At 66.8% G+C, this 20,650-nt stretch carries 16 protein-coding genes; 5 read left to right on the top strand and 11 right to left on the bottom strand.

Annotation, left to right across the window (positions count from 1 at the left end; all coding sequences use genetic code 11):
- Positions 1-71: 71 nt before the first annotated feature.
- Both ACQY8B_RS19225 and ACQY8B_RS19230 read right to left on the bottom strand, forming a co-directional pair.
- The gene (locus tag ACQY8B_RS19225; protein WP_422088166.1) at positions 72-551 is read right to left on the bottom strand and encodes a DUF1854 domain-containing protein; all 480 of its coding nucleotides are present in this window, start codon (positions 549-551) and stop codon (positions 72-74) included.
- Complete coding sequence (locus tag ACQY8B_RS19230; protein WP_422088167.1) at positions 548-2,839, bottom strand: ABC transporter ATP-binding protein; 2,292 nt, start codon at positions 2,837-2,839, stop codon at positions 548-550. Before ACQY8B_RS19230 ends, ACQY8B_RS19225 begins: the two co-directional genes overlap by 4 nt.
- A gap of 139 nt (positions 2,840-2,978) precedes the next feature.
- Between ACQY8B_RS19230 and cphA (ACQY8B_RS19235) the strand changes: the two genes are divergently transcribed.
- From cphA (ACQY8B_RS19235) to ACQY8B_RS19255, 5 genes are all read left to right on the top strand, one after another.
- Positions 2,979-5,216, top strand: coding sequence for a cyanophycin synthetase (cphA, locus tag ACQY8B_RS19235; RefSeq protein ID WP_422088168.1), 2,238 nt, complete (start codon positions 2,979-2,981; stop codon positions 5,214-5,216).
- A 37-nt stretch (positions 5,217-5,253) separates the two neighbouring features.
- Complete coding sequence (gene cphA / locus ACQY8B_RS19240) at positions 5,254-7,821, top strand: cyanophycin synthetase (RefSeq protein ID WP_422088169.1); 2,568 nt, start codon at positions 5,254-5,256, stop codon at positions 7,819-7,821.
- A gap of 158 nt (positions 7,822-7,979) precedes the next feature.
- Positions 7,980-8,384: a hypothetical protein gene (locus tag ACQY8B_RS19245; RefSeq protein ID WP_422088170.1), complete on the top strand. Its 405-nt coding sequence runs from the start codon at positions 7,980-7,982 to the stop codon at positions 8,382-8,384.
- A 67-nt stretch (positions 8,385-8,451) separates the two neighbouring features.
- Positions 8,452-8,889, top strand: a complete 438-nt coding sequence (locus tag ACQY8B_RS19250; RefSeq protein WP_422088171.1) for a hypothetical protein — start codon at positions 8,452-8,454, stop codon at positions 8,887-8,889.
- A gap of 159 nt (positions 8,890-9,048) precedes the next feature.
- Positions 9,049-9,321 carry a hypothetical protein gene (locus ACQY8B_RS19255; protein WP_422088172.1) on the top strand — a complete coding sequence of 91 codons (273 nt, stop codon included), beginning with the start codon at positions 9,049-9,051 and terminating at the stop codon, positions 9,319-9,321.
- 53 nt (positions 9,322-9,374) lie between these two features.
- Here ACQY8B_RS19255 and ACQY8B_RS19260 read toward each other — a convergent pair whose 3' ends face one another.
- From ACQY8B_RS19260 to ACQY8B_RS19300, 9 genes are all read right to left on the bottom strand, one after another.
- Complete coding sequence (locus ACQY8B_RS19260) at positions 9,375-10,292, bottom strand: dihydrodipicolinate synthase family protein (RefSeq protein WP_422088173.1); 918 nt, start codon at positions 10,290-10,292, stop codon at positions 9,375-9,377.
- Positions 10,293-10,301: 9 nt separating this feature from the next.
- On the bottom strand, positions 10,302-12,038 hold the full coding sequence (locus ACQY8B_RS19265) for an IlvD/Edd family dehydratase (protein ID WP_422088174.1): 1,737 nt from the start codon (positions 12,036-12,038) through the stop codon (positions 10,302-10,304).
- Between the two features lie 8 nt (positions 12,039-12,046).
- Positions 12,047-13,075 (bottom strand): galactofuranose ABC transporter, permease protein YjfF, encoded by a 1,029-nt coding sequence (gene yjfF / locus ACQY8B_RS19270; protein WP_422088175.1) that lies wholly within the window; start codon positions 13,073-13,075, stop codon positions 12,047-12,049.
- A complete protein-coding gene (locus ACQY8B_RS19275) occupies positions 13,072-14,106 on the bottom strand; it encodes an ABC transporter permease (RefSeq protein ID WP_422088176.1) in 1,035 nt (344 codons plus the stop codon). The genes yjfF and ACQY8B_RS19275 overlap by 4 nt, the downstream gene beginning before the upstream one ends.
- A 139-nt stretch (positions 14,107-14,245) precedes the next feature.
- Positions 14,246-15,769: a sugar ABC transporter ATP-binding protein gene (locus ACQY8B_RS19280; protein WP_422088177.1), complete on the bottom strand. Its 1,524-nt coding sequence runs from the start codon at positions 15,767-15,769 to the stop codon at positions 14,246-14,248.
- A gap of 9 nt (positions 15,770-15,778) precedes the next feature.
- A complete protein-coding gene (gene mmsB / locus ACQY8B_RS19285; RefSeq protein ID WP_428744979.1) occupies positions 15,779-16,993 on the bottom strand; it encodes a multiple monosaccharide ABC transporter permease in 1,215 nt (404 codons plus the stop codon).
- The gene (mmsA, locus tag ACQY8B_RS19290) at positions 16,980-18,506 is read right to left on the bottom strand and encodes a multiple monosaccharide ABC transporter ATP-binding protein (protein WP_422089079.1); all 1,527 of its coding nucleotides are present in this window, start codon (positions 18,504-18,506) and stop codon (positions 16,980-16,982) included. Before mmsA ends, mmsB begins: the two co-directional genes overlap by 14 nt.
- Before the next feature lie 41 nt (positions 18,507-18,547).
- Positions 18,548-19,618 carry a multiple monosaccharide ABC transporter substrate-binding protein gene (gene chvE, locus ACQY8B_RS19295; protein ID WP_422088178.1) on the bottom strand — a complete coding sequence of 357 codons (1,071 nt, stop codon included), beginning with the start codon at positions 19,616-19,618 and terminating at the stop codon, positions 18,548-18,550.
- A 12-nt stretch (positions 19,619-19,630) separates the two neighbouring features.
- Complete coding sequence (locus ACQY8B_RS19300) at positions 19,631-20,596, bottom strand: ABC transporter substrate-binding protein (protein WP_081268556.1); 966 nt, start codon at positions 20,594-20,596, stop codon at positions 19,631-19,633.
- Positions 20,597-20,650: the final 54 nt, after the last annotated feature.

Consider the following 20,650-nt stretch of genomic DNA (forward strand, 5'->3'; position numbering starts at 1 on the left):
AGCCCAGCTTGCGCGGTGCTCCACGCATGGCCCCGAGCCCCTGAAAAGGCTGCGGGGCTTTTTCTTTGGGCTCAGAGAAAGCGCTCGAGCAGCTTGCGCGAGGCCCGGTCGAGCGTCTTCACATCGGGAATGCGGAACTGCACGCCGTGCGCGCTCGCAATGAGCAGCGCACCGCCTTCGAGCCGGCGGATGTCTTCCTCTGCCTTCAGAACGAAGGTGGTGTCGCCACGGTCGGTGCTGATGGTCCAGGTGCTGGGCACGCCGAAGCTCGACACACCATGCAGGCGCAGCAGCGTGGGCGCGAAATCGCGCACCGCGAGTTCTTCTTCTAGCAGCGCCTTGGCCTGTGCCGGCAGTTGATCGACGCTGTCGATCCAGACCAGCTCGCGCCCTTCGCTGCCGACAAGCGATACGCCGTGGCCCGGCGCGCTCAGCGGAAATGCCCGCACCGGCACGACGCCGACGTGGCGTTCGCCTTGCGCGTCGGTCAGTACGAGGCGCCCGAACGCGTCGCGCTCAAGCTGGAAGTCGTTGCTGCTGTTGGTATTCATGCGTCCCCCGCCGGATGGGCTGCGTGGGCAATGGGCAAAGGTGCCTGCGCGCTGGCGCGCTCGTCGGCGGCCCCTTCGCTCGCATCGTCGTCGGCCTGGCGCAGTTGCGCCTGGTAGAGCCGCCAGTAGGCGCCCTGCTTCGCCATCAGGGCATCGTGCGGCCCGACCTCGACCACTTCGCCGCGGTCCATGACCACGAGCCGGTCGGCCTTGCGCAGCGTCGACAGGCGGTGCGCGATGGCGATGGTGGTGCGGCCCTGCACGAGGTTGTCCAGCGCCTTCTGGATTTCCTTCTCGGTCTCGGTGTCCACCGCCGAGGTGGCCTCGTCGAGGATCAGGATGCGCGGGTCGATCAGCAGCGCGCGTGCAATGCTGATGCGCTGGCGCTCGCCGCCCGACAGGCCCTGCCCGCGCTCGCCCACCAGCGAGTCGTAGCCATGCTGCAGCCGCAGGATGAAGTCGTGCGCGTGCGCGGCGCGCGCGGCGGCCACGATTTCCTCGCGCGTGGCGTCGGGCTTGCCGTAGGCGATGTTCTGCGCAATAGTGCCGAAGAACAGGAACGGCTCTTGCAGCACCAGCCCCACGTGGCGCCGATAGTCGGCCACGGCGAAGCGGCGGATGTCGGTGCCGTCGACCTTGATGGCGCCGTCGGTCACGTCGTAGAAGCGGCAGATCAGGTTGACCAGCGTGCTCTTGCCCGAGCCGCTGTGGCCCACGAGGCCGATCATCTCGCCGGGCTCGATGACAAGGTCCAGGTCGTGGATGACGGCGCGCGAGCCGTAGCGAAAGCCCAGCCCGCTCATCTCGATGCGGCCCTGCACGCGCTCCACCTTCACCGGATTGGCCGGCTCGGGCACGTTGCTCACGTGGTCGAGGATGTCGAAGATGCGCTTGGCACCGGCCGCCGCTTTCTGCGTGACCGAGACGATGCGGCTCATGGAGTCGAGCCGCGTATAGAAGCGGCCGATGTACGCGATGAAGGCGGTGAGCACACCCACCGTGATGCTGCCGCGCGCCACCTGCCAGATGCCGAAGGCCCAGACCACGAGCAGGCCGATTTCGGTGAGCAGCGACACGGTCGGCGTGAACAGCGACCAGGTGCGGTTGAGCTTGTCGTTGACCTGCAGGTTGTAGGCGTTGGCGATGCGGAAGCGCTCGGCTTCGCGGCGCTCCTGGGCGAAGGCCTTGACCACGCGGATGCCGGGAATGGTGTCGGCCAGCACGTTGGTCACCTCAGACCAGACGCGGTCGATTTTCTCGAAGCCGGTGCGCAGGCGGTCGCGCACGACGTGGATCATCCAGGCGATGAAGGGCAGCGGCACCAGCGTGACCACCGCCAGCAGCGGGTTGATGGAGATCAGGATGGCCGCGGTCATCACGATCATCAGCACGTCGTTGGCGAAATCCAGCGCATGCAACGAGAGGAAAACGTTGATGCGGTCGGTTTCCGAGCCGATGCGCGCCATCAGGTCGCCGGTGCGCTTGCCGCCGAAATAGTCGAGCGGCAGGGTCAGCAGGTGCTCGTAGGTGGTGGTGCGCAGGTCGGCGCCGATGCGCTCGGAAACCAGCGCCAGCAGATAGGTGCGCGCCCAGCCCAGCCCCCAGCCCAGCAATGCAGCGCCGAGCAGGCCGCTCAGGTAGAGGCCCACGCGCCCCGAGTCGATCTTCTGCCCGTTCTGGAACGGGATCAGGATGTCGTCCATCAGCGGGATGGTCAGGTACGGCGGCACCAGGGTGGCGGCGGTGGAAATCAGGGTCAGGACAAACCCCAGGATCAGCTGCTTGCGATACGGCTTGGCAAAACGGCCCAGTCGCAGCAGCACCCAGGTCGAGGGTGGGGTCTGGAGTTCGGTGTCGGCAACGGCCGTGTCGTCGCCGTCCGCGGCCTCGACCACCTCGGGTGTCGCCTTGGCGACATCGGACATGCGCTGGCCAAAAAGCTTGAGCAGGCGCAGTGCCGCCACCTGGTTGGCCAGGGTGTAGCGCCAGCGGCCCAATCGGCCCGCGGAGCCCGTCAAATCAAGGGTTCCGACGCCGGAATGGTCTGAAAGACGCAGCGCCAGGGAGGCATCCGTCAGTGGCCACTCACGCCATTCGCCACCCGCCTCGAGCGCGATCAGGCGCCGGTCAGTGAGGGCGACTAGGCCGGAAGCGAAGCGAAGTTGGTCGTCGAGGTCAACCGACAGTATTACCAGAACGTTTTCCGCGACTGCGAGCCGGTTTTTCAGCGCGTCTGAAGCCGCCTCTGTTTCGCCCTCCCGGGTGCCGACTGGATCGTGATGTTGCATTGTGTTTCTTTGACTCTTGCCCGTCGCGGGCCGCATGGACCGCGTCATGGCGCCCTTGGTCGGGCGCCGATTCTGACCGATCGCCATGGGCGCGCTTGAAGGCGCCACAGTGCTCGGCCAAAGCACATCGAACGTTTGCATGACCCGTTTCGACGACATCCAATTGCTGCGCATCAATTATTTGCGCGGTCCCAATCTCTGGACCTACCGTCCGGTGCTCGAAGTCTGGCTCGATCTGGGTCAACTGGAAGACTACCCCTCCAACAAGATAGACGGCTTCACCGACCGCCTGACCGGGCTGCTGCCGGCGCTCATCGAGCACCACTGCGGCGTCGGCGAGCGCGGGGGCTTCATCCAGCGCCTGACCGAAGGCACCTGGTCGGGCCACGTGCTCGAACACGTGGTCATCGAACTGCTGAACCTGGCCGGCATGCCGACCGGCTTCGGGCAAACCCGCAGTACTTCCGAACACGGCGTGTACCGCATGGTGTTCCGGGCGCGCGACGAGCAGGTCGCCCGCGTGGCGCTCGCCGAAGGCCACCGCCTGCTCATGGCTGCCATCAACAACGACCCCTTCACCGCCGCCGACGTGCAGAAGGCCGTCGACGCGGTCAAGGCCAAGGTCGAAGACTGCTACCTCGGCCCGAGCACCGCCGCCATCGTGGCAGCCGCCACCGACCGCGGCATTCCCCACATGCGCCTGAACAGCGGCAATCTGGTGCAACTGGGCTACGGCGCCAACCAGCAGCGCATCTGGACCGCCGAAACCGACTACACCAGCGCCATCGGCGAATCGATCGCCAGCGACAAGGAACTGACCAAGTCCCTGCTCGCGAGCTGCGGCGTGCCCGTGCCCGAAGGCCAGGTGGTCGCCAACGCCGAAGAAGCCTGGGAAGCCGCCGAGGACATCGGCCTGCCGGTGGTCGTGAAGCCATCTGACGCCAACCACGGCCGGGGCGTCTCGCTCGAGCTGACGACCCGCGAGGAAGTCATTGCCGCCTTCGCGGTCGCCGAGCCCGAGGGCAGCGACGTGATGGTCGAGCGCTTCATCCGCGGCCACGAACATCGCCTGCTGGTGGTGGGTGGCGAAGTGGTGGCGGCCGCGCGCGGCGAGATCATCACCGTGACCGGCGACGGCCAGGCCACGGTGCGCGAACTGATCGAAAAACAGCTCAACAGCGATCCGCGCCGCGGCGCCGAGGAAGAGTTCCCGCTCGACGTGATCGTCATCGACACCGACGCCAAGCTGCAGCTCGAACTCAAGCGCCAGGAGCTGGACGCCGACGCCGTGCCGGCCGCCGGCCGCGTGGTCACGATCCAGCGCAACGGCAACATGGCCAACGACTGCACCGACCAGGTCCACCCCGAAGTCGCGCACGCCGCCGTTCTGGCCGCGCGCGTGGTGGGCCTCGACATTGCCGGCATCGACCTCGTGGCGCTGGATATTTCCAAGCCACTGGGCCCGCAGCGCGGCGCCATCGTCGAAGTCAACGCCGGCCCCGGCCTGCTGATGCACCTGAAGCCGGCCGTCGGTTCGCCGCGCCCGGTGGGCCGCGCCATCTGCGACCACCTGTTCCCCAACGACGCGCCCGGCCGCATCCCCGTGGTCGGCGTGGCCGGCTCACGCAACACCGCCGTGCTGGCGCGCCTTGTGGCGTGGCTGGTCGGCCTTGGCGGGCGCCACACCGGCCTGGCCTGCCGCGACGGCCTGTTCCTGGAGCGCCGCCGCGTCGACGCGCGCGACAGCGCCAACTGGGACGCCGGCCACCGGCTGCTCGTGAACCGCGCCGTGCAGGCCGTGGTGATCGAGAACGGCGCCGAGACCATCCTGCGCGACGGTCTGTCCTACGACCGCTGCGAAGTCGGCATCGTCACCGACCTCGACGGCTGCGAAGCGCTGGCCGACTACGACATCACCGAGAGCGACCAGATGGTCAAGGTGTTGCGCACTCAGGTCGACGTGGTGCTGTCCGAAGGCACCGCCGTGCTCAATGCCGCCGACGCCCGCGTGGCCGGCCTCGCGCCGCTGTGCGACGGCGCCGTCATCCTTTATGCGGCCGACCCGCAGGCCGCCGCGCTCACCGCGCACCAGGCCGCCGGCGGCAAGGCTGTGCTGGTGCGGCAGGACCGCGTGGTGCTGGCCAACGGCAGCAGCGAGTCTTTCCTGCCCGGCCTCGGCCGGCTGACCGTGTGGCGCGCCACCCATGCCGGCGTGAGCCTCGAGAGCCTGCTGGCCGCAGTGGCCGCGGCCTGGGCCATGGGCATTCCGCTGAACCTGATCGGCGCCGGCGTGGAGGCCTTCGAGGCCGACCTGCAGGCCGCGCTGGCCTCGCTTCAGCTGTCGCAGACCCAGCCCCTTCAACCCCAGCTGGCCTGAGCCACCGCGCCAGTCCGCAAGCAGTCCCACGCCGCCCATGAAAGTCACCCGCATCCGAGCCCTCCGCGGGCCCAACCTCTGGAGCCGCCACACCGCCATCGAGGCAGTCGTGGCCTGCCACGGCGACGAGAACGCCGTCAGCCGGCTCGCCGGCTTCGAGGACCGCCTGCGCGCCCGCTTCCCCACCATCGGCGAGCTGCACCCGATGGTGCTGGGCCAGCCGCTGGCGCTGGCCCACGTGCTCGAGAACGCCGCCGTCGCGCTGCAGGCCCAGGCCGGCTGCGCCGTCAACTTCGGCCACACCTCGCCCACGGTGGAAGAAGGCGTCTACCAGGTCGTGTTCCAGTACACCGAGGAGGCCGTGGGCCGCCGCGCCGCAGAACTGGCCGAGCAGCTGATCGCCGCCGCCCAGGCCGACACCCCCTTCGACGCCGAAGCCGCCATCACCGAACTGCGCGACCTCGACGAATCCGAGCGCCTGGGCCCTAGCACCGGCTCCATCGTCGACGCCGCCGTGGCGCGCGGCATTCCATACCGCCGCCTCACGAGCGGCAGCCTGGTGCAGTTCGGCTGGGGCTCCAAGCAGCGCCGCATCCAGGCCGCCGAGGTCGACAGCACCAGCGGCGTGGCCGAATCGATCGCGCAGGACAAGGAACTGACCAAGCAGCTGCTCAACGCCGCCGGCGTGCCGGTGCCGCTGGGCCGCCCCGTGCGCGACGCCGAAGACGGCTGGGCCGCCGCGCTCGAAATCGGCCTGCCCGTGGTGGTGAAGCCGCAGGACGGCAACCAGGGCAAGGGCGTCACGGTCAACATCAACTCGCGCGAAGAATTGTTCGCGGCCTACGACTCGGCCGCCGGCTACGGCGAGGTGATGGTCGAGAAGTTTCTTCCCGGCTTCGACTTCCGCCTGCTGGTGGTGGGCGACCGCCTTGTGGCCGCCGCGCGCCGCGATCCGCCGCAAGTCATCGGCGACGGCGTGCTCACCGTGCGCCAGCTGGTCGACACCGTGAACCTCGACCCGCGCCGCGGCGAGGGCCATGCCACCTCGCTCACCAAGATCCGCCTGGACGACATCGCCATCGGCCGGCTCGAATCGCAGGGCCTCACGCCCGACAGCGTGCCCGCGCGCGGCCAGCGCGTGGTGCTGCGCAACAACGCCAACCTCTCCACCGGCGGCACCGCCACCGACGTGACCGACACCGTGCACCCCGAAGTCGCGGCGCGCGCCGTCGACGCGGCGCAGATGGTCGGCCTGCACATCTGCGGCGTCGACATGGTCTGCGAGAACGTGCTGCGCCCGCTCGAAGAGCAGCACGGCGGCGTGGTCGAAGTGAACGCCGCGCCCGGCCTTCGCATGCACATCTCGCCTTCGTTCGGCCGCGGCCGCGCGGTGGGCGAAGCGGTGATGGACACCCTTTTCGCCCACGGCGACGACGGCCGCATCCCCGTGGTCGCCGTCACCGGCACCAACGGCAAGACCACCACCGCGCGCCTCATCAACCACTTGCTGGCTTCCAGCGGCCTGCGCACCGGCATGACCAACACCGACGGCGTGTACGTCGACGGCCGCCAGACCGACAGCGGCGACTGCAGCGGCCCCAAGAGTGCGCGCAACGTGCTGATGCATCCCGACGTCGATGCGGCGGTGTTCGAAGTGGCCCGCGGCGGCGTGCTGCGCGAAGGCCTCGGCTTCGACCGCTGCCAGGTGGCCGTGGTCACCAACATCGGCAGCGGCGACCACCTGGGCCTGAACTACATCACCACCGTCGAAGACCTCGCGGTGCTCAAGCGCGTGATCGTGCGCAACGTTGCTGCAGACGGCTACGCCGTGCTCAACGCCGCCGACCCGAACGTCGCGGCCATGGCGGCGGGCTGCCCCGGCCACGTGATCTTCTTCACCGCCGACCGCATGCACCCGGTCATGGCCACGCACCGCGCGCAGGGCAAGCGCACCGTGTACGTCGACCAGGACACGCTGGTGGCCGCCGAAGGCTCGTGGCGCGAACGCATCGCACTGCGCGACGTGCCCATCACCCGCGGCGGCACCATCGGCTTCCAGGTCGACAACGTGATGGCCTCGGTGGCCGCGGCCTGGGCCGTGGGCCTGGACTGGGACACCATCCGCAGCGGCCTCGCGAGCTTCATGAACGACGCCGCCGGCGTGCCCGGGCGCTTCAACGTCATGGACTACCGCGGCGCCACCGTGATCGCCGACTACGGCCACAACACCGATGCCATGCGCGCGCTGGTGTCGGCCGTGGACACCATGCCCGCGAAGAAGCGCTCGGTGGTCATCAGCGGCGCGGGCGACCGGCGCGATTCCGACATCCGCGACCAGACCGCCATCCTCGGCGAAGCCTTCGACGACGTGATCCTCTACCAGGACGCGGCGCAGCGCGGCCGTGCCGACGGCGAAGTCATGGCGCTGCTGCGCCAGGGCCTGCAGGGCGCGGCGCGCACGCGCTACGTCGACGAGATCCGCGGCGAGTTCGTCGCCATCGACACCGCGCTGGCCCGCCTGCAGCCCGGCGATCTCTCGCTGATCCTCGTCGACCAGGTCGAGGAAGCACTCGCTCACCTCGCACAGCGCATCGCAGCGGGCTGACGCCCGCCTTGCCGGACACGTCCCACACCGATGGGCGCGTCCGGCCCGGCCGCCGGGTGCGGCCTGTCCCACAGACGCGCACCCCACGCCGACACCACACTGTGGCTCCGGTCACGCACCTCCTTTCGCGGAGGGCGTGGCCCAACCAAGGAGCCCGCATGACAAAAACAGTTCGTTCCCTTCTCTCCGCCACGGCACTCTTCGCTGCCAGCGGCTTCATCGTTTTCGGCGCCCAGACGGCCAACGCACAGGCACCGGGCTCCGATGCACGGATGCAGAAGGAACGCGCCACCTGCGACGGCGTGCAGCAAGACCGCGCCGCCTGCCTGCGCGAAGCCGGCGCGGCACGCCAGGAGGCCAAGCGCAACGGCCTGACCACGCCCAGCGCCCCGCGCGAGCAGGTCAACTCCCTTGCCCGCTGCAGCGAGCAGCCCGGCCCCGACCAGCCCGAATGCGAAGCCCGCATCAAGGGTGGCGCGCGCACCACCACCGAAGGCAGCGTGATGGGCGGCGGCGTGATCCGCGAGACCGTGACGCCGCTGCCGGCACAGCCCGCACGTTGAACCCGGCACATTTCCGCCGGTCCAATATTTCCCGGTTTTTCTTTTAGCTCACTCCAAGGAGCCGTCCATGAAAAGCAATACGCGTTCGATCATCCTGGCCCTGTTCGCCGTAGGTGGGCTGACCGCCACCACGATCGCCTCGGCCGCAGGCGAATCCTCCCGCACCTATCAGCAGGAACTGGCGGTCTGCGGCCACAACCAGCAGGACCGTGCCGCCTGCATCCGCGAAGCCGGTGCGGCACGCCAGGCGGCCGCCCGCGGCGGCCTGACCAGCGCCCCCGACTACCGCGGCAATGCCCTCGCGCGCTGCAGCCTGCAGCCGCCGACCGAACGCTCGGCCTGTGAAGCCCGCGTGCTCGGCAGCATGGGCAACACCCGCACCATGGTCGACGGCAGCGTGATGGGCGGCGGCGTGATCCGCGAATCGGTCACCACAACCATGGTGCCGGTCGCGCCGGCGCCTGAACCGATGCCCATGCCGATGCCGATGCGGCCCATGCGCTGATCGGCTTTCCGGGCTGGTCCTCCGCAAAAGCAGGACCAGCCCGGTGTGCAATCGAGGGGAAACCCCAATGGATACCCTCCGTTGTCACAAGACTGTCATAAAAGGCAAAGGGGTGCTAGCTATAGTTCTCGGTCCCTGCCTACCGAGGAACCATCTCCCATGAATGCCATCAAGGTCGCTCGCCGATTCATAGAAACGGACCCGGCCAACGAATCGGCCAAGATTCTGGCCCAGCTCGTGTTGGCGCTCGAGTCCGAACGCAGCTTCGAGCTGATCACGCTCTACAACCTCGACTACAAGAGCTTCCAGCTTGCCATGGACATCCTGAAGGAATGGCGGCTCGACCGCTATTACGCCAGCAAGTCCAAGCTGTTCGACCTGTCCCTTCAGGTCAGCGAACTCGAAAAGACCAGCACCACGCCCGAAGCCTGAACCGGAACGGCCCCAGCGGCCGTTCTAGTTTTTTCGCGCTTCTTCCCGCTTCTTCATTTCCCCCAGCGCAGCACCATCGGATCGAGCCGCCTAGCGGTCTCGATCAGTCCGGCGCGCGTGTCGGGGTGCATCGGCGGCAACGGGTGACGCGGCGCTTCGCATGCGATCACGCCGCCTTCCTTCATGAGCGACTTGCAGGCCAGCAGGCCTGCTTGCCGGTTTTCGTAGTTGATCAACGGCAGCCACTGCTGATAGAGCGCGAAAGCCTTGTCGCGGTCGCCTGAACGGTGCGCCTCGATGATCGGCCTGATGCCGTCCGGATAGCCGCCACCGGTCATCGAACCGGTCGCTCCCGCATCGAGGTCGGGCATCAGCGTGATGGCCTCTTCTCCGTCCCACGGCCCTTCGATGGCGTCGCCGCCAAGGCGGATCAGCTCGCGCAGCTTCGACGCGGCGCCGGCCGTCTCGATCTTGAAGTACGCGACATGCTCGATCTCCCTGGCCATGCGCGCGAGGAACGGCGCCGACAGCACCGTGCCGCTGGCCGGCGCGTCCTGGATCATGATCGGAATGCCCACTGCGTCCGACAGCCGCGCATAGAACTCGAAGATCTGCGGCTCGGGCACGCGGAAGGTCGCGCCGTGGTACGGCGGCATCACCATCAGCATTGCCGCGCCCATGTCCTGCGCGCGGCGGCTGCGCTCGGCGCATACCTTGGTGCTGTAGTGCGTGGTGGTCACGATGACCGGCACCCGCCCCTTCACATGCTCGAGGATCGTGCGCGTGAGCACCTCGCGCTCCTCGTCGGACAGCACGAACTGCTCCGAGAAATTCGCGAGGATGCACAGCCCGTCCGAGCCCGCGTCGATCATGAAGTCGACGCAGCGCTTCTGGCTCTCGATGTCGAGCGCGCCCTGTTCGGTGAAGGTGGTGGGCACCACCGGAAAAATGCCGCGGTATCTGGGGGTCATGCTGGTGATTCAGTGTGAATGGCGGGGAACGGCGGCGCCGCGGCAGCCGACAAGAAAATCGAAGTCGCAGCCCTCGTCGGCCTGCAGCACGTGGTTGACGTAGAGCTTCTGGTAGCCGCCGCCGCGCGTGCTCATCGGCTGCGCGTCCGAAGCCGACAACGAAGCCAGGCGAGACGCCAGTTCCTCGTCACTGATGTCCAGATGCAGCCGCCCCGCATCGCAGTCGAGCTCGATCCAGTCGCCGTCGCGCACTGCCGCCAGCGGGCCGCCATCGGCCGCTTCCGGCGCCACATGCAGCACCACCGTGCCATACGCCGTGCCGCTCATGCGCGCATCCGAGATACGCACCATGTCTTTCACGCCCTGGCGCAGCAGCTTCGGCGGCAGCCCCATGTTGCCCACCTCGGCCATGCCGGGGTAGCCCTTGGGGCCGCAGTTCTTCAGCACCATCACCGAGCTCGCGTCTATGTCGAGGTCTTCGTCGACGATGCGCGCCTTGTAGTGCTCCAGGTTCTCGAACACCACGGCCTTGCCGCGATGCTTCAACAGCTCAGGCGTGGCAGCCGAGGGCTTGAGCACCGCGCCGCGCGGCGAGAGATTGCCGCGCAATATGCGGATGCCGCCATCGGCGATCAACGGCTTGTCGAGCGGCCGGATCACTTCGTCGTCGAGGCTCGGCGCCTCGCGCACGTTGTCCCAGATCGACTGGCCGTTGACGGTGAGCGCACCGGGATGCGGAAGCAGGCCGGCTTCGCCCAGCCTGCGCAGCACGGCGGGCAGCCCGCCGGCGTAATAGAACTCCTCCATCAGGAAACGCCCCGAGGGCATCAGGTCGACGATGGTCGGCGTGTGGCTGCCGATGCGCGTCCAGTCTTCCAGCTCCAGTTCGACGCCGATGCGCCCGGCAATCGCCTTCAGGTGGATCACCGCATTGGTCGATCCGCCGATGGCCGCGTTCACGCGGATGGCGTTCTCGAAAGCCTCGCGCGTGAGGATCTTCGACAGCGTGAGCCCCTCTTTCGCCATCTCGACCGCGCGCATGCCCGACATCTGCGCCAGCACATAGCGCCGCGCATCCACCGCCGGGATGGCCGCGTTGTGCGGCAGCGAGGTGCCCAGCGCCTCGGCCATGCAGGCCATGGTCGAGGCCGTGCCCATGGTGTTGCAGGTGCCTGCCGAGCGCGACATGCCGCCCTCGGCCGAGAGGAACTGGTGCAGGTTGATCTCGCCCGCCTTCAGCGATTCGTGCAGCTGCCAAACCGCAGTGCCCGAGCCGATGTTCTTGCCGTCGAGCTTGCCGTTGAGCATCGGCCCGCCGGTGACCACGATGGCCGGTATGTCGCAGCTCGCCGCGCCCATCAGCAGCGCGGGCGTGGTCTTGTCGCATCCGGTGAGCAGCACCACCGCATCGACCGGGTTGCCGCGAATGGCCTCTTCCACGTCCATGCTCGCGAGGTTGCGCGTGAGCATGGCGGTGGGCCGCAGGTTGGATTCGCCGTTGGAGAACACCGGGAATTCCACCGGAAAACCACCAGCCTCGGAGATGCCGCGCTTCACATGCTCCGCGATCTTGCGGAAGTGCGCGTTGCACGGCGTGAGCTCCGACCAGGTGTTGCAGATGCCGATGATCGGCCGGCCGTCGAACTCGTGGTCGGGAATGCCCTGGTTCTTCATCCAGCTTCGGTACATGAAGCCGTTCTTGTCGGCCGAGCCGAACCATTCGGTCGAACGAAGTTTCTTTGTCATGGGTTGAATCAGCGCCGTGGAGAGCGCGAGGTAAAGAAGCGTTGCAGCAAACAGAAGACGAACAGCAGCGCGCCGACCACGATGCGGGTCCACCACGAGCTCAGCGTGCCGTCGAATGAAATCAGCGTCTGGATGATCCCGAGCATCAGCACGCCGAACAGCGTGCCCGCCACATAGCCCACGCCGCCCGTGAGCAGCGTGCCGCCGATCACCACCGCCGCGATGGCGTCGAGCTCCAGCCCCACCGCATGCAGGCCGTAGCCCGAGAGCATGTAGAAAGTGAAGATCACGCCCGCCAGCGCCGAGCAGAAACCCGAGAGCGTGTACACGCCGATGAGCGTGCGGCGCACCGGCAGGCCCATCAGCATGGCCGAATGCTCGCTGCCGCCAATGGCATAAACCGCGCGTCCGAAGGGCGTGCAATGCGCGATGAAAATTGCCGCAAGCAGCACCGCCACCGCAATCACCGCGCTGATGGACACCGAGGCCTCGCCCCAGACCGGAATGCGGATCTGCGAGACCTCCGAATAGAACTCGTTGGTGATGCTGATCGAGTCGATGCTGATGAGGTAGCACAGCCCGCGCGCCAGGAACATGCCAGCCAGCGTGACGATGAAGGGCTGCAGCCGGTAGCGTTCGATCAGCAGCCCCATGAATGCGCCAAAGGCCGTGCCCATCACCAGCACCAGCGGAATGACCAAGCCGGGGCTCCAGCCGTGCTTTTCGACCAGCGAAGCCGACACCATGGTGGTCAGCGCGATCACCGAGCCCACCGACAGGTCGATGCCACCCGAGAGAATCACGAAGGTCATGCCCACGGCCACGACGATGAGGAAGGCGTTGTCGATCAGCAGGTTGAGGAACACCTGCGCCGAGAAGAAGCCGTCGTAGAAAACGGAGCCGAGCGTGGCCACCAGCACGAACAGCGAGATGGTCGCCGCCAGCGGCAGGTACTTGGGGTTGAGCCCCCTCTTGCGTCCTCTCCCGCGCGCGGGAGAGGGTTGGGGTGAGGGTGTCACGTCGATCACCGCGCTCATGACCGCGCTCCTTCATGCGCAGGCCGCTGCACCAGCGCCCGCACTTGCGCCCTGAACTCCGGCGACTGCAGCAGCATCACCGCGAACACCACGCCCGCCTTCACCACCAGGTTGATCTCGGGCGGCACGCCCAGCGAATAGATCGCATAAGTCAGCGTCTGGATGATCAGCGCGCCGATCACGCTGCCCACGAGGCTGAAGCGCCCGCCGGTCAGCGCCGTGCCGCCCAGCGTGACCGCCAGGATCGCATCGAGCTCGATCAGCTGACCCGCGTTGTTGCCGTCCGCGCTTTTCACGTTCGAGCTGATCAGCAGCCCCGCCACGCCGGCACAGGCACCGCAGAATGCATAGGCCCCGACGATCAGCCGCCGCGCCTGCACGCCCGCCACCCGCGCCGCCGTCGGGTTGATGCCCACCGCCTGGATGAACAGCCCCAGCGCGGTGCGCGTGATGGCCAGGTACAGCAGCACGAACACCGCCGCCGAGATGAACAGCGAGAACGGCAGCCCCAGCAGATAACCGCTGCCAAGGAAGAAGAAGGGCTTGTAGTAGATCGTGATGATCTGACCGTCGGCTATGAGCTGCGCGATGCCGCGCCCCGCCACCATCAGGATCAGCGTCGCGATGATCGGCTGCATGCCGACCTTGGCGACCAGCAGGCCGTTCCACAGCCCGCACAACAGCGCGATGCCGATCGCCGCGACGATGGCGAGCGACATGGGAAAGCGGCTCACGTCGCTGGCCACGGAGCCGCCGATCATCCAGGCCGCGAGCGCCGCCGCGATGGCCACCACCGCGCCCACGGAGATGTCGATGCCGCGCGTGGCGATGACCAGCGTCATGCCGAGCGACACGAGCACGAGCGGTGCGGCGCGGTTGAGGATGTCGATCAGGCTGCCGTAGAGATGGCCGTCGCGCCATTCGAGGTGGAGGAAGCTGGCGTTGAAGGCTGTGTTCACTGCGAGCAGGAGCACGAGGGTGATGATGGGCCAGGCGAGGCGATGGCTCATGAGAGATGAAAGGCGGTTCATGTGTTCTGCCTTGCTCCTTCCCCTTCCGGGGGAAGGCTGGGATGGGGGCATGCGGCGTCGAACGCCGCGCGAAGGTGACGGCCGCCTGCCCCCACCCCTGCCCTCCCCCGGAAGGGGAGGGAGAAAGAAAGGAGATGCATCATGCTGCCGCAATCATTTCGTAGACCTCGTCCTCGGTCGCCCCGCCAGGCAGCTCCCCCACCTTCTTCCGGTCCCGCAGCACCACGATGCGATGCGCCACGCGCACCACTTCGCTCATCTCCGAAGAGATGAAGATCACCGCCATGCCCGCCTTCGCGAGCCGCAGGATCTCTTCCATGATCTCCTGCTTGGCCGCCACGTCGATGCCGCGTGTCGGCTCGTCGAGGATCAGCAAACGCGGCTCTGTCGCGAGCCAGCGCGCGATCATGGCCTTCTGCTGGTTGCCGCCCGAGAGCAGCCCGATGGGCGTCTCGACGCTCGCCGTCTTGATGCCCAGCGACTTGACGAAACGCTGCGCCATCTCGGTCTGCTCCGCATGCGACAGGAAGCGCCGCGCGCCCAGCCGCGCCTGCAGGGCGAGCGCAATGTTCTCGCGCACCGACAGTTCCGCAACGATGCCGTCGGTCTTGCGCTCCTCGGGGCACAGCGCCAGGCCTTCGCGGATCGCATCGGCCGGATTCGAGAAACTGATGCAGCGGCCATCGACCTTCAGCACGCCACGGTCGGGCGACTCCAGCCCGAACAGCAGCCGCGCAAGCTCCGTGCGGCCCGCGCCCAGCAGGCCGGCAATGCCGACGACCTCGCCTGCACGCACGCGCAAGTCCGTCGCCTGCAGTTGCCCGGCTTGGCCCAGCCCCTCGGCCTGCAATAGCGCCGGTGCGGCTTCATCGAACGCAGGCAACGCCGCAGGCCGTGCCGACTGCGCCGCCAGCTCACGCCCCAGCATCGCGGCAATCAACGCCTGCGGACCCAGGTCGGCCGCCTTCCATTCGCCGATCCAGCTGCCATTGCGCAGCACCGTGATGCGGTCGGACACCGCGTACATCTGGTTGAGAAAGTGCGTGACGAAGACGATCGCCAAGCCCTCGCCGCGCAAACGCCGCAGCACCTCGAACAGCTTCTCGACCTCGTCGTCGTCCAGGCTCGAGGTCGGCTCGTCGAGGATCAGCACCTTCGACGACACACCCAGCGCCCTCGCAATTGCCACCATCTGCTGCACCGCCACCGAATAGCTCGACAGCAGCCGCGTCACGTCGATGTCCAGCCCGATACGCGCCAGCAGTTCTTCGGCGCGCCGGTTCACGCAAGCCCAGTCGATGCGAAAGCCCTGCGCCACACCGCAGCGCGGATAGCGCCCCGCGAACACGTTCTCCGCCACCGACAGGTTCGGGCACAGGTTCACTTCCTGGTAGACCGTGCTGATGCCCAGCTTCTGCGCCTCCAGCGGCGAATGCGGGTGAATCGGCTGGCCGTCGAGGAATATCTCGCCGCCGCTCGAGGGCAGCACGCCCGTCAGCACCTTGATCAGCGTCGACTTGCCCGCGCCGTTCTGTCCCATCAGCGCATGGATCTCGCCCGGATACAAGCGCAGTTGCACGTCGCGCAGCACCGGAATGCCGCCGAACTGCTTGTGGATGCCCTTGAGTTCCAGCACGGGCGAGGAAGTGTCGTCGTCAGCCATGTGCAGCCGTCACTTGTTCTTGTTGTAGACGTCGATGAACACCGCCGCCAGCAGCACAAGGCCCTTGATGACCTGCTGGTAGTCGATGCCGATGCCCAGGATCGACATGCCGTTGTTCATCACGCCCATGATGAAGGCGCCGATCACCGCGCCCATCACCCGGCCCACGCCGCCCGAAGCCGAGGCGCCGCCGATGAAGCAGGCCGCGATCACGTCCAGCTCGAAGCCCAGGCCCGCCTTGGGCGTGGCCGTGTTGAGCCGCGCCGCGAAAACCAGGCCCGCCAGCGCCGCCAGCGCGCCCATGTTCACGAAGGTGAGGAACGCCAGCCGCTGAGTCTTCACGCCCGACAGCCGCGCCGCCTTCTCGTTGCCGCCCAGCGCATAGATGCGCCGGCCGATGGTGGTGCGGTTGGTGACGAAGTCGTACACCACGATCAGCACCGCCATCACGATCAGCACGTTGGGCAGGCCCTTGTAGGTGGAGAGCAGGTAGCTGAAGAACAGGATGATGGCCGCGAAGAACAGGTTCTTCACCAGGAAGAAGGCATACGGCTCCTGCTCCATGCCGTGCGCCGCCAGCCTGGCGCGACCGCGCAGCTTGAAGAACACCAGCGCGACGGCGGCCAGCGCGCCGACGATCAGCGATGTGAGGCGCAGTGTGTCTCCGCCCAGCGGATCGGGAATGAAGCCCGAGCTGAGCCGCTGGAACTCCACCGGAAACGGCCCCACCGACTGCCCCGCCAGCAAGGCCAGCGTGAGCCCCTTGAACACCAGCATGCCCGCCAGCGTGACGATGAACGAGGGGATCTTGCGGAACGCCACGAACCAGCCCTGCGCAGCGCCGATGATGGCGCCCGCAAGAATGCTCACGATGGCCGTCGGCACGAAGTGCCACTCGTATTCCACCATCAGCACCGCCGCCAGCGCGCCGATGAAGCCGCACACCGAGCCCACCGAAAGATCGATGTGCCCCGCCACGATCACCAGCAGCATGCCCAGCGCCATGATGACAACGTAGCTGTTCTGCAGCAGCAGGTTGGTGAGGTTGAGCGGCCGCAGCAGCGTGCCGTCGGTCAGCACCTGGAACAGCACCATGATCGCGACCAGCGAGATCAGCATGCCGTATTCGCGCAGGTTGTTCTTCAGGAAGCCGGCATGCAGCCTGGCCGCCCCTTCCTGCACCGGCACCGCCGGCTTCATCGCGTTGACTTCAGGCTGCGACATGAACGGAACTCCCTGAACTCACGATGGCATGCATGATGCGTTCCTGCGAAGCCTCGGCCGCGGTGAACTCGGCCACGAAGCGGCCCTCGTTCATCACGTAGATGCGGTCGCACATGCCGAGCAGTTCCGGCAGTTCAGAAGAAATCATGAGAATGCCTTTGCCCTCGCTCGCGAGCTGGTCGATGATGGTGTAGATCTCGTACTTGGCGCCCACGTCGATGCCGCGCGTGGGTTCGTCCAGAATCAGCAACTCGGGTTTGGTGAAGAGCCACTTGCTCAAAACTACCTTCTGCTGGTTGCCGCCCGACAGGTTGACCACCAGTTGCTCCACGCCCGAGCAGCGGATGTTGAGTGCCTTGCGGTATTCGTTGGCCACCTTGAATTCGCGGCCGGTGTCTATCACCGACGAATCGGCCACCGCCTCCAGGTTGGCCAGGGTGATGTTCCTGCGGATGTCTTCCTCCAGAACCAGCCCCAGTCCCTTGCGGTCTTCGGTGACGTAGGCGATGCCGTGGTCGATGGCCTTGCGCACCGTGCTCACGTCCACCGGCTTGCCGTGCATGAACACGGAGCCGCTGATGCGCTGGCCGTAGGACTTGCCGAACACGCTCATGGCCAGCTCGGTGCGGCCCGCGCCCATGAGGCCCGCAATGCCGACGATCTCGCCCTGGCGCACGTTCAGGCTCACGCCCTTGATCTGTTCGCGGTCGGCGTGCAGCGCATGGTGCACGCGCCAGTCGCGCACCTCGAACACGGTCTTGCCGATCTTCGGCGCGCGCTGCGGATAGCGGTGCGCCATGTCGCGCCCGACCATGCCGCGGATGATGCGGTCTTCGCTGATAGGCTGCGCGCGGCAGTCCATGGTCTCGACGGTCGCGCCGTCCCGCAGCACGGTGATCGAGTCCGCCACCTTGGCGATCTCGTTGAGCTTGTGCGAGATCAGGATCGACGCAATGCCCTGGCGCTTGAGCTCCAGCAGCAGCATCAGCAGCGCGTCGCTGTCCCGCTCGTTGAGGCTGGCGGTGGGCTCGTCGAGGATCAGCAGCTTCACTTCCTTGGCCAGCGCCTTGGCAATTTCCACCAGCTGCTGCTTGCCCACGCCCAGGTCGGTGACCAGCGTGGTCGGCGGCTCCTGCAAGCCCACCTTGGCGAGCAGCTCGCGCGTCTTCGCATAGGCGGCGAACCAGTCGATCACGCCGCCGCGCGTGATCTCGTTGCCCAGGAAGATGTTCTCGGCAATCGACAGCAGGGGCACCAGCGCCAGCTCCTGGTGGATGATGATGATGCCGAGCTTTTCGCTGTCGGCAATGCCCCGGAAGCGGCGCACCTCGCCCTCGAAGCGGATCTCGCCCTCGTAGGAGTCGCACGGGTAGACGCCGCTCAGCACCTTCATGAGCGTCGACTTGCCCGCGCCGTTCTCTCCCACCACGGCGTGGATCTCCCCGGCGCGCACGCCGAGGTTGACATTGCTCAGCGCCTTCACGCCGGGAAACGTCTTGGTGATGCCGCGCATCTCGAGGATGGCGCCGGCATCGGCGAGGCTGCCTTCGATGCTCACTTGATCTGGCTTTCCTTGTAGTAGCCGCTGTCGACCAGCACCTGCTTCCAGTTCGACGCATCCACGCTTACCGGCTTGAGCAGGTAGGAGGGCACGACCTTGATGCCGTTGTTGTAGGTCTTGGTGTCGTTCACCTCGGGCGTCTTGCCCGAGAGCATCGCGTCCACCATCGACACCGTCACCTTGGCCAACTCGCGCGTGTCCTTGAAAACGGTCGAGGTCTGCTCCTTGCGCAGGATCGACTTGATGGAAGGCACCTCGGCGTCCTGCCCCGACACGATGGGCATCGGCTGCGAGCCAGAGCCGTAGCCCACGCCCTTGAGCGACGACAGGATGCCGATGGAGAGGCCGTCGTAAGGCGACAGCACCGCATCCACCCGGTCCTTGGTGTAGTAGGCCGACAGCAGGTTGTCCATGCGCGCCTGCGCCACCGCGCCGTCCCAGCGCAGCGTGCCGACCTTGTCCATGCCCATCTGCTTGCTGCGCACCACCAGCTTGCCGCTCTTGATGTACGGGTCGAGCACCGACATCGCGCCGTTGTAGAAGAAGAAGGCGTTGTTGTCGTCGGGCGAACCGCCGAACAGCTCGATGTTGAACGGCCCCTTGCCGCTCTTCAGGCCCAGCGCCGCCTCGATCGACTGCGCCTGCAGCACGCCGACCTGGAAGTTGTCGAAGGTGGCGTAGTAGTCGACGTTCTTCGAGCCCTTGATGAGCCGGTCGTACGCGATCACCTTCACGCCCTTGTCGGCGGCCTTCTGCAGCACGTCGGACAGCGTGGTGCCGTCGATGGCCGCGATGACCAGCACCTTCGAGCCCTTGGTCACCATGTTCTCGATCTGCGCGAGCTGGTTGGGAATGTCGTCGTCGGCGTACTGCAGGTCGGTCTTGTAGCCCTTGTCCTTGAAGTACTTGACCATGTTGGCGCCGTCGGCGATCCAGCGCGCCGACGACTTGGTGGGCATCGAGATCGCGATCAGGCCCTTGTCCTGCGCGCTGGCCAGCGGCGAGAAGCCGACGATGGCGAACGCGATGCCCGCGAGCGTGGCCTTGAGGAAGTTGCGTTTCATGTCGGGGCTTCCTCAGTACTTGCGGTTGGGAAACTCTTTGGCGGCAACTTCCATGGGGAAGATGCTCTCCACGGTCACGATGCGCTTGGGCAGCGTCTTGCCGTCCTTGATGTCCTTCACCGCCTGCATGAGCTGCGGGCCGAGCAGCGGGCTGCACTCCACCGACACGTTGAGCTTGCCGGCGATCATGGCCTCGAAGGCGCCCTTCACCCCGTCGATGGAGATGATGACGATGTCCTTCGCGGGCTTCAGGCCTGCCTCTTCGATGGCCTGGATGGCACCGATGGCCATGTCGTCGTTGTGCGCGAACAGCACATTGATCTTCTTGCCGTCGGCCTTCAGGAAGGCTTCCATCACCTCCTTGCCCTTGGCGCGTGTGAAGTCGCCGGTCTGCGAGCGGATGATCTTGAACTTCGGGTCGGCCTTGATGATTTCCTCGAAGCCCTTCTTGCGGTCGATGGCCGGGGCCGAGCCCACGGTGCCCTGCAGCTCGACGATGTTCACGTCGCCCTTCTGGTCCTTCATCTTCTCGACCAGCCAGCGGCCGGCCTTGCGGCCTTCCTCGACGAAGTCGGAACCCATGAAGGTCACGTAGAGCGAGTCGTCCTTGGTGTTGACGGAGCGGTCGGTCAGCACCACCGGAATCTTCGCGGCCTTGGCCTCGCGCAGCACGGTTTCCCAGCCCGACTCCACCACCGGCGAGAAGGCGATCACGTCGACCTTCTGCGCAATGTAGGAGCGGATGGCCTTGATCTGGTTCTCCTGCTTCTGCTGCGCATCGGAGAACTTCAGCTCGATGCCGGCGTCCTTGGCGGACGACTTGATCGACTCGGTGTTGGCGGTACGCCATTCGCTTTCGGCGCCCACCTGCGCGAAGCCCAGCACGAGCTTCTTCTGTGCGAAGACGGACACGGGCAGCATGCTGCCCAGGGCTGCGGCGGCGAGCGCGGTGTTGAGGGTGCGGCGATTCATGGTCATGGGATGTCTCCTTCTTGATGTCGCGAGGACTTGCAGTTGGCTGTTGGTAGTGAT

This window comes from Variovorax sp. (assembly GCF_965279555.1).
Classification (GTDB): domain Bacteria; phylum Pseudomonadota; class Gammaproteobacteria; order Burkholderiales; family Burkholderiaceae_C; genus Variovorax.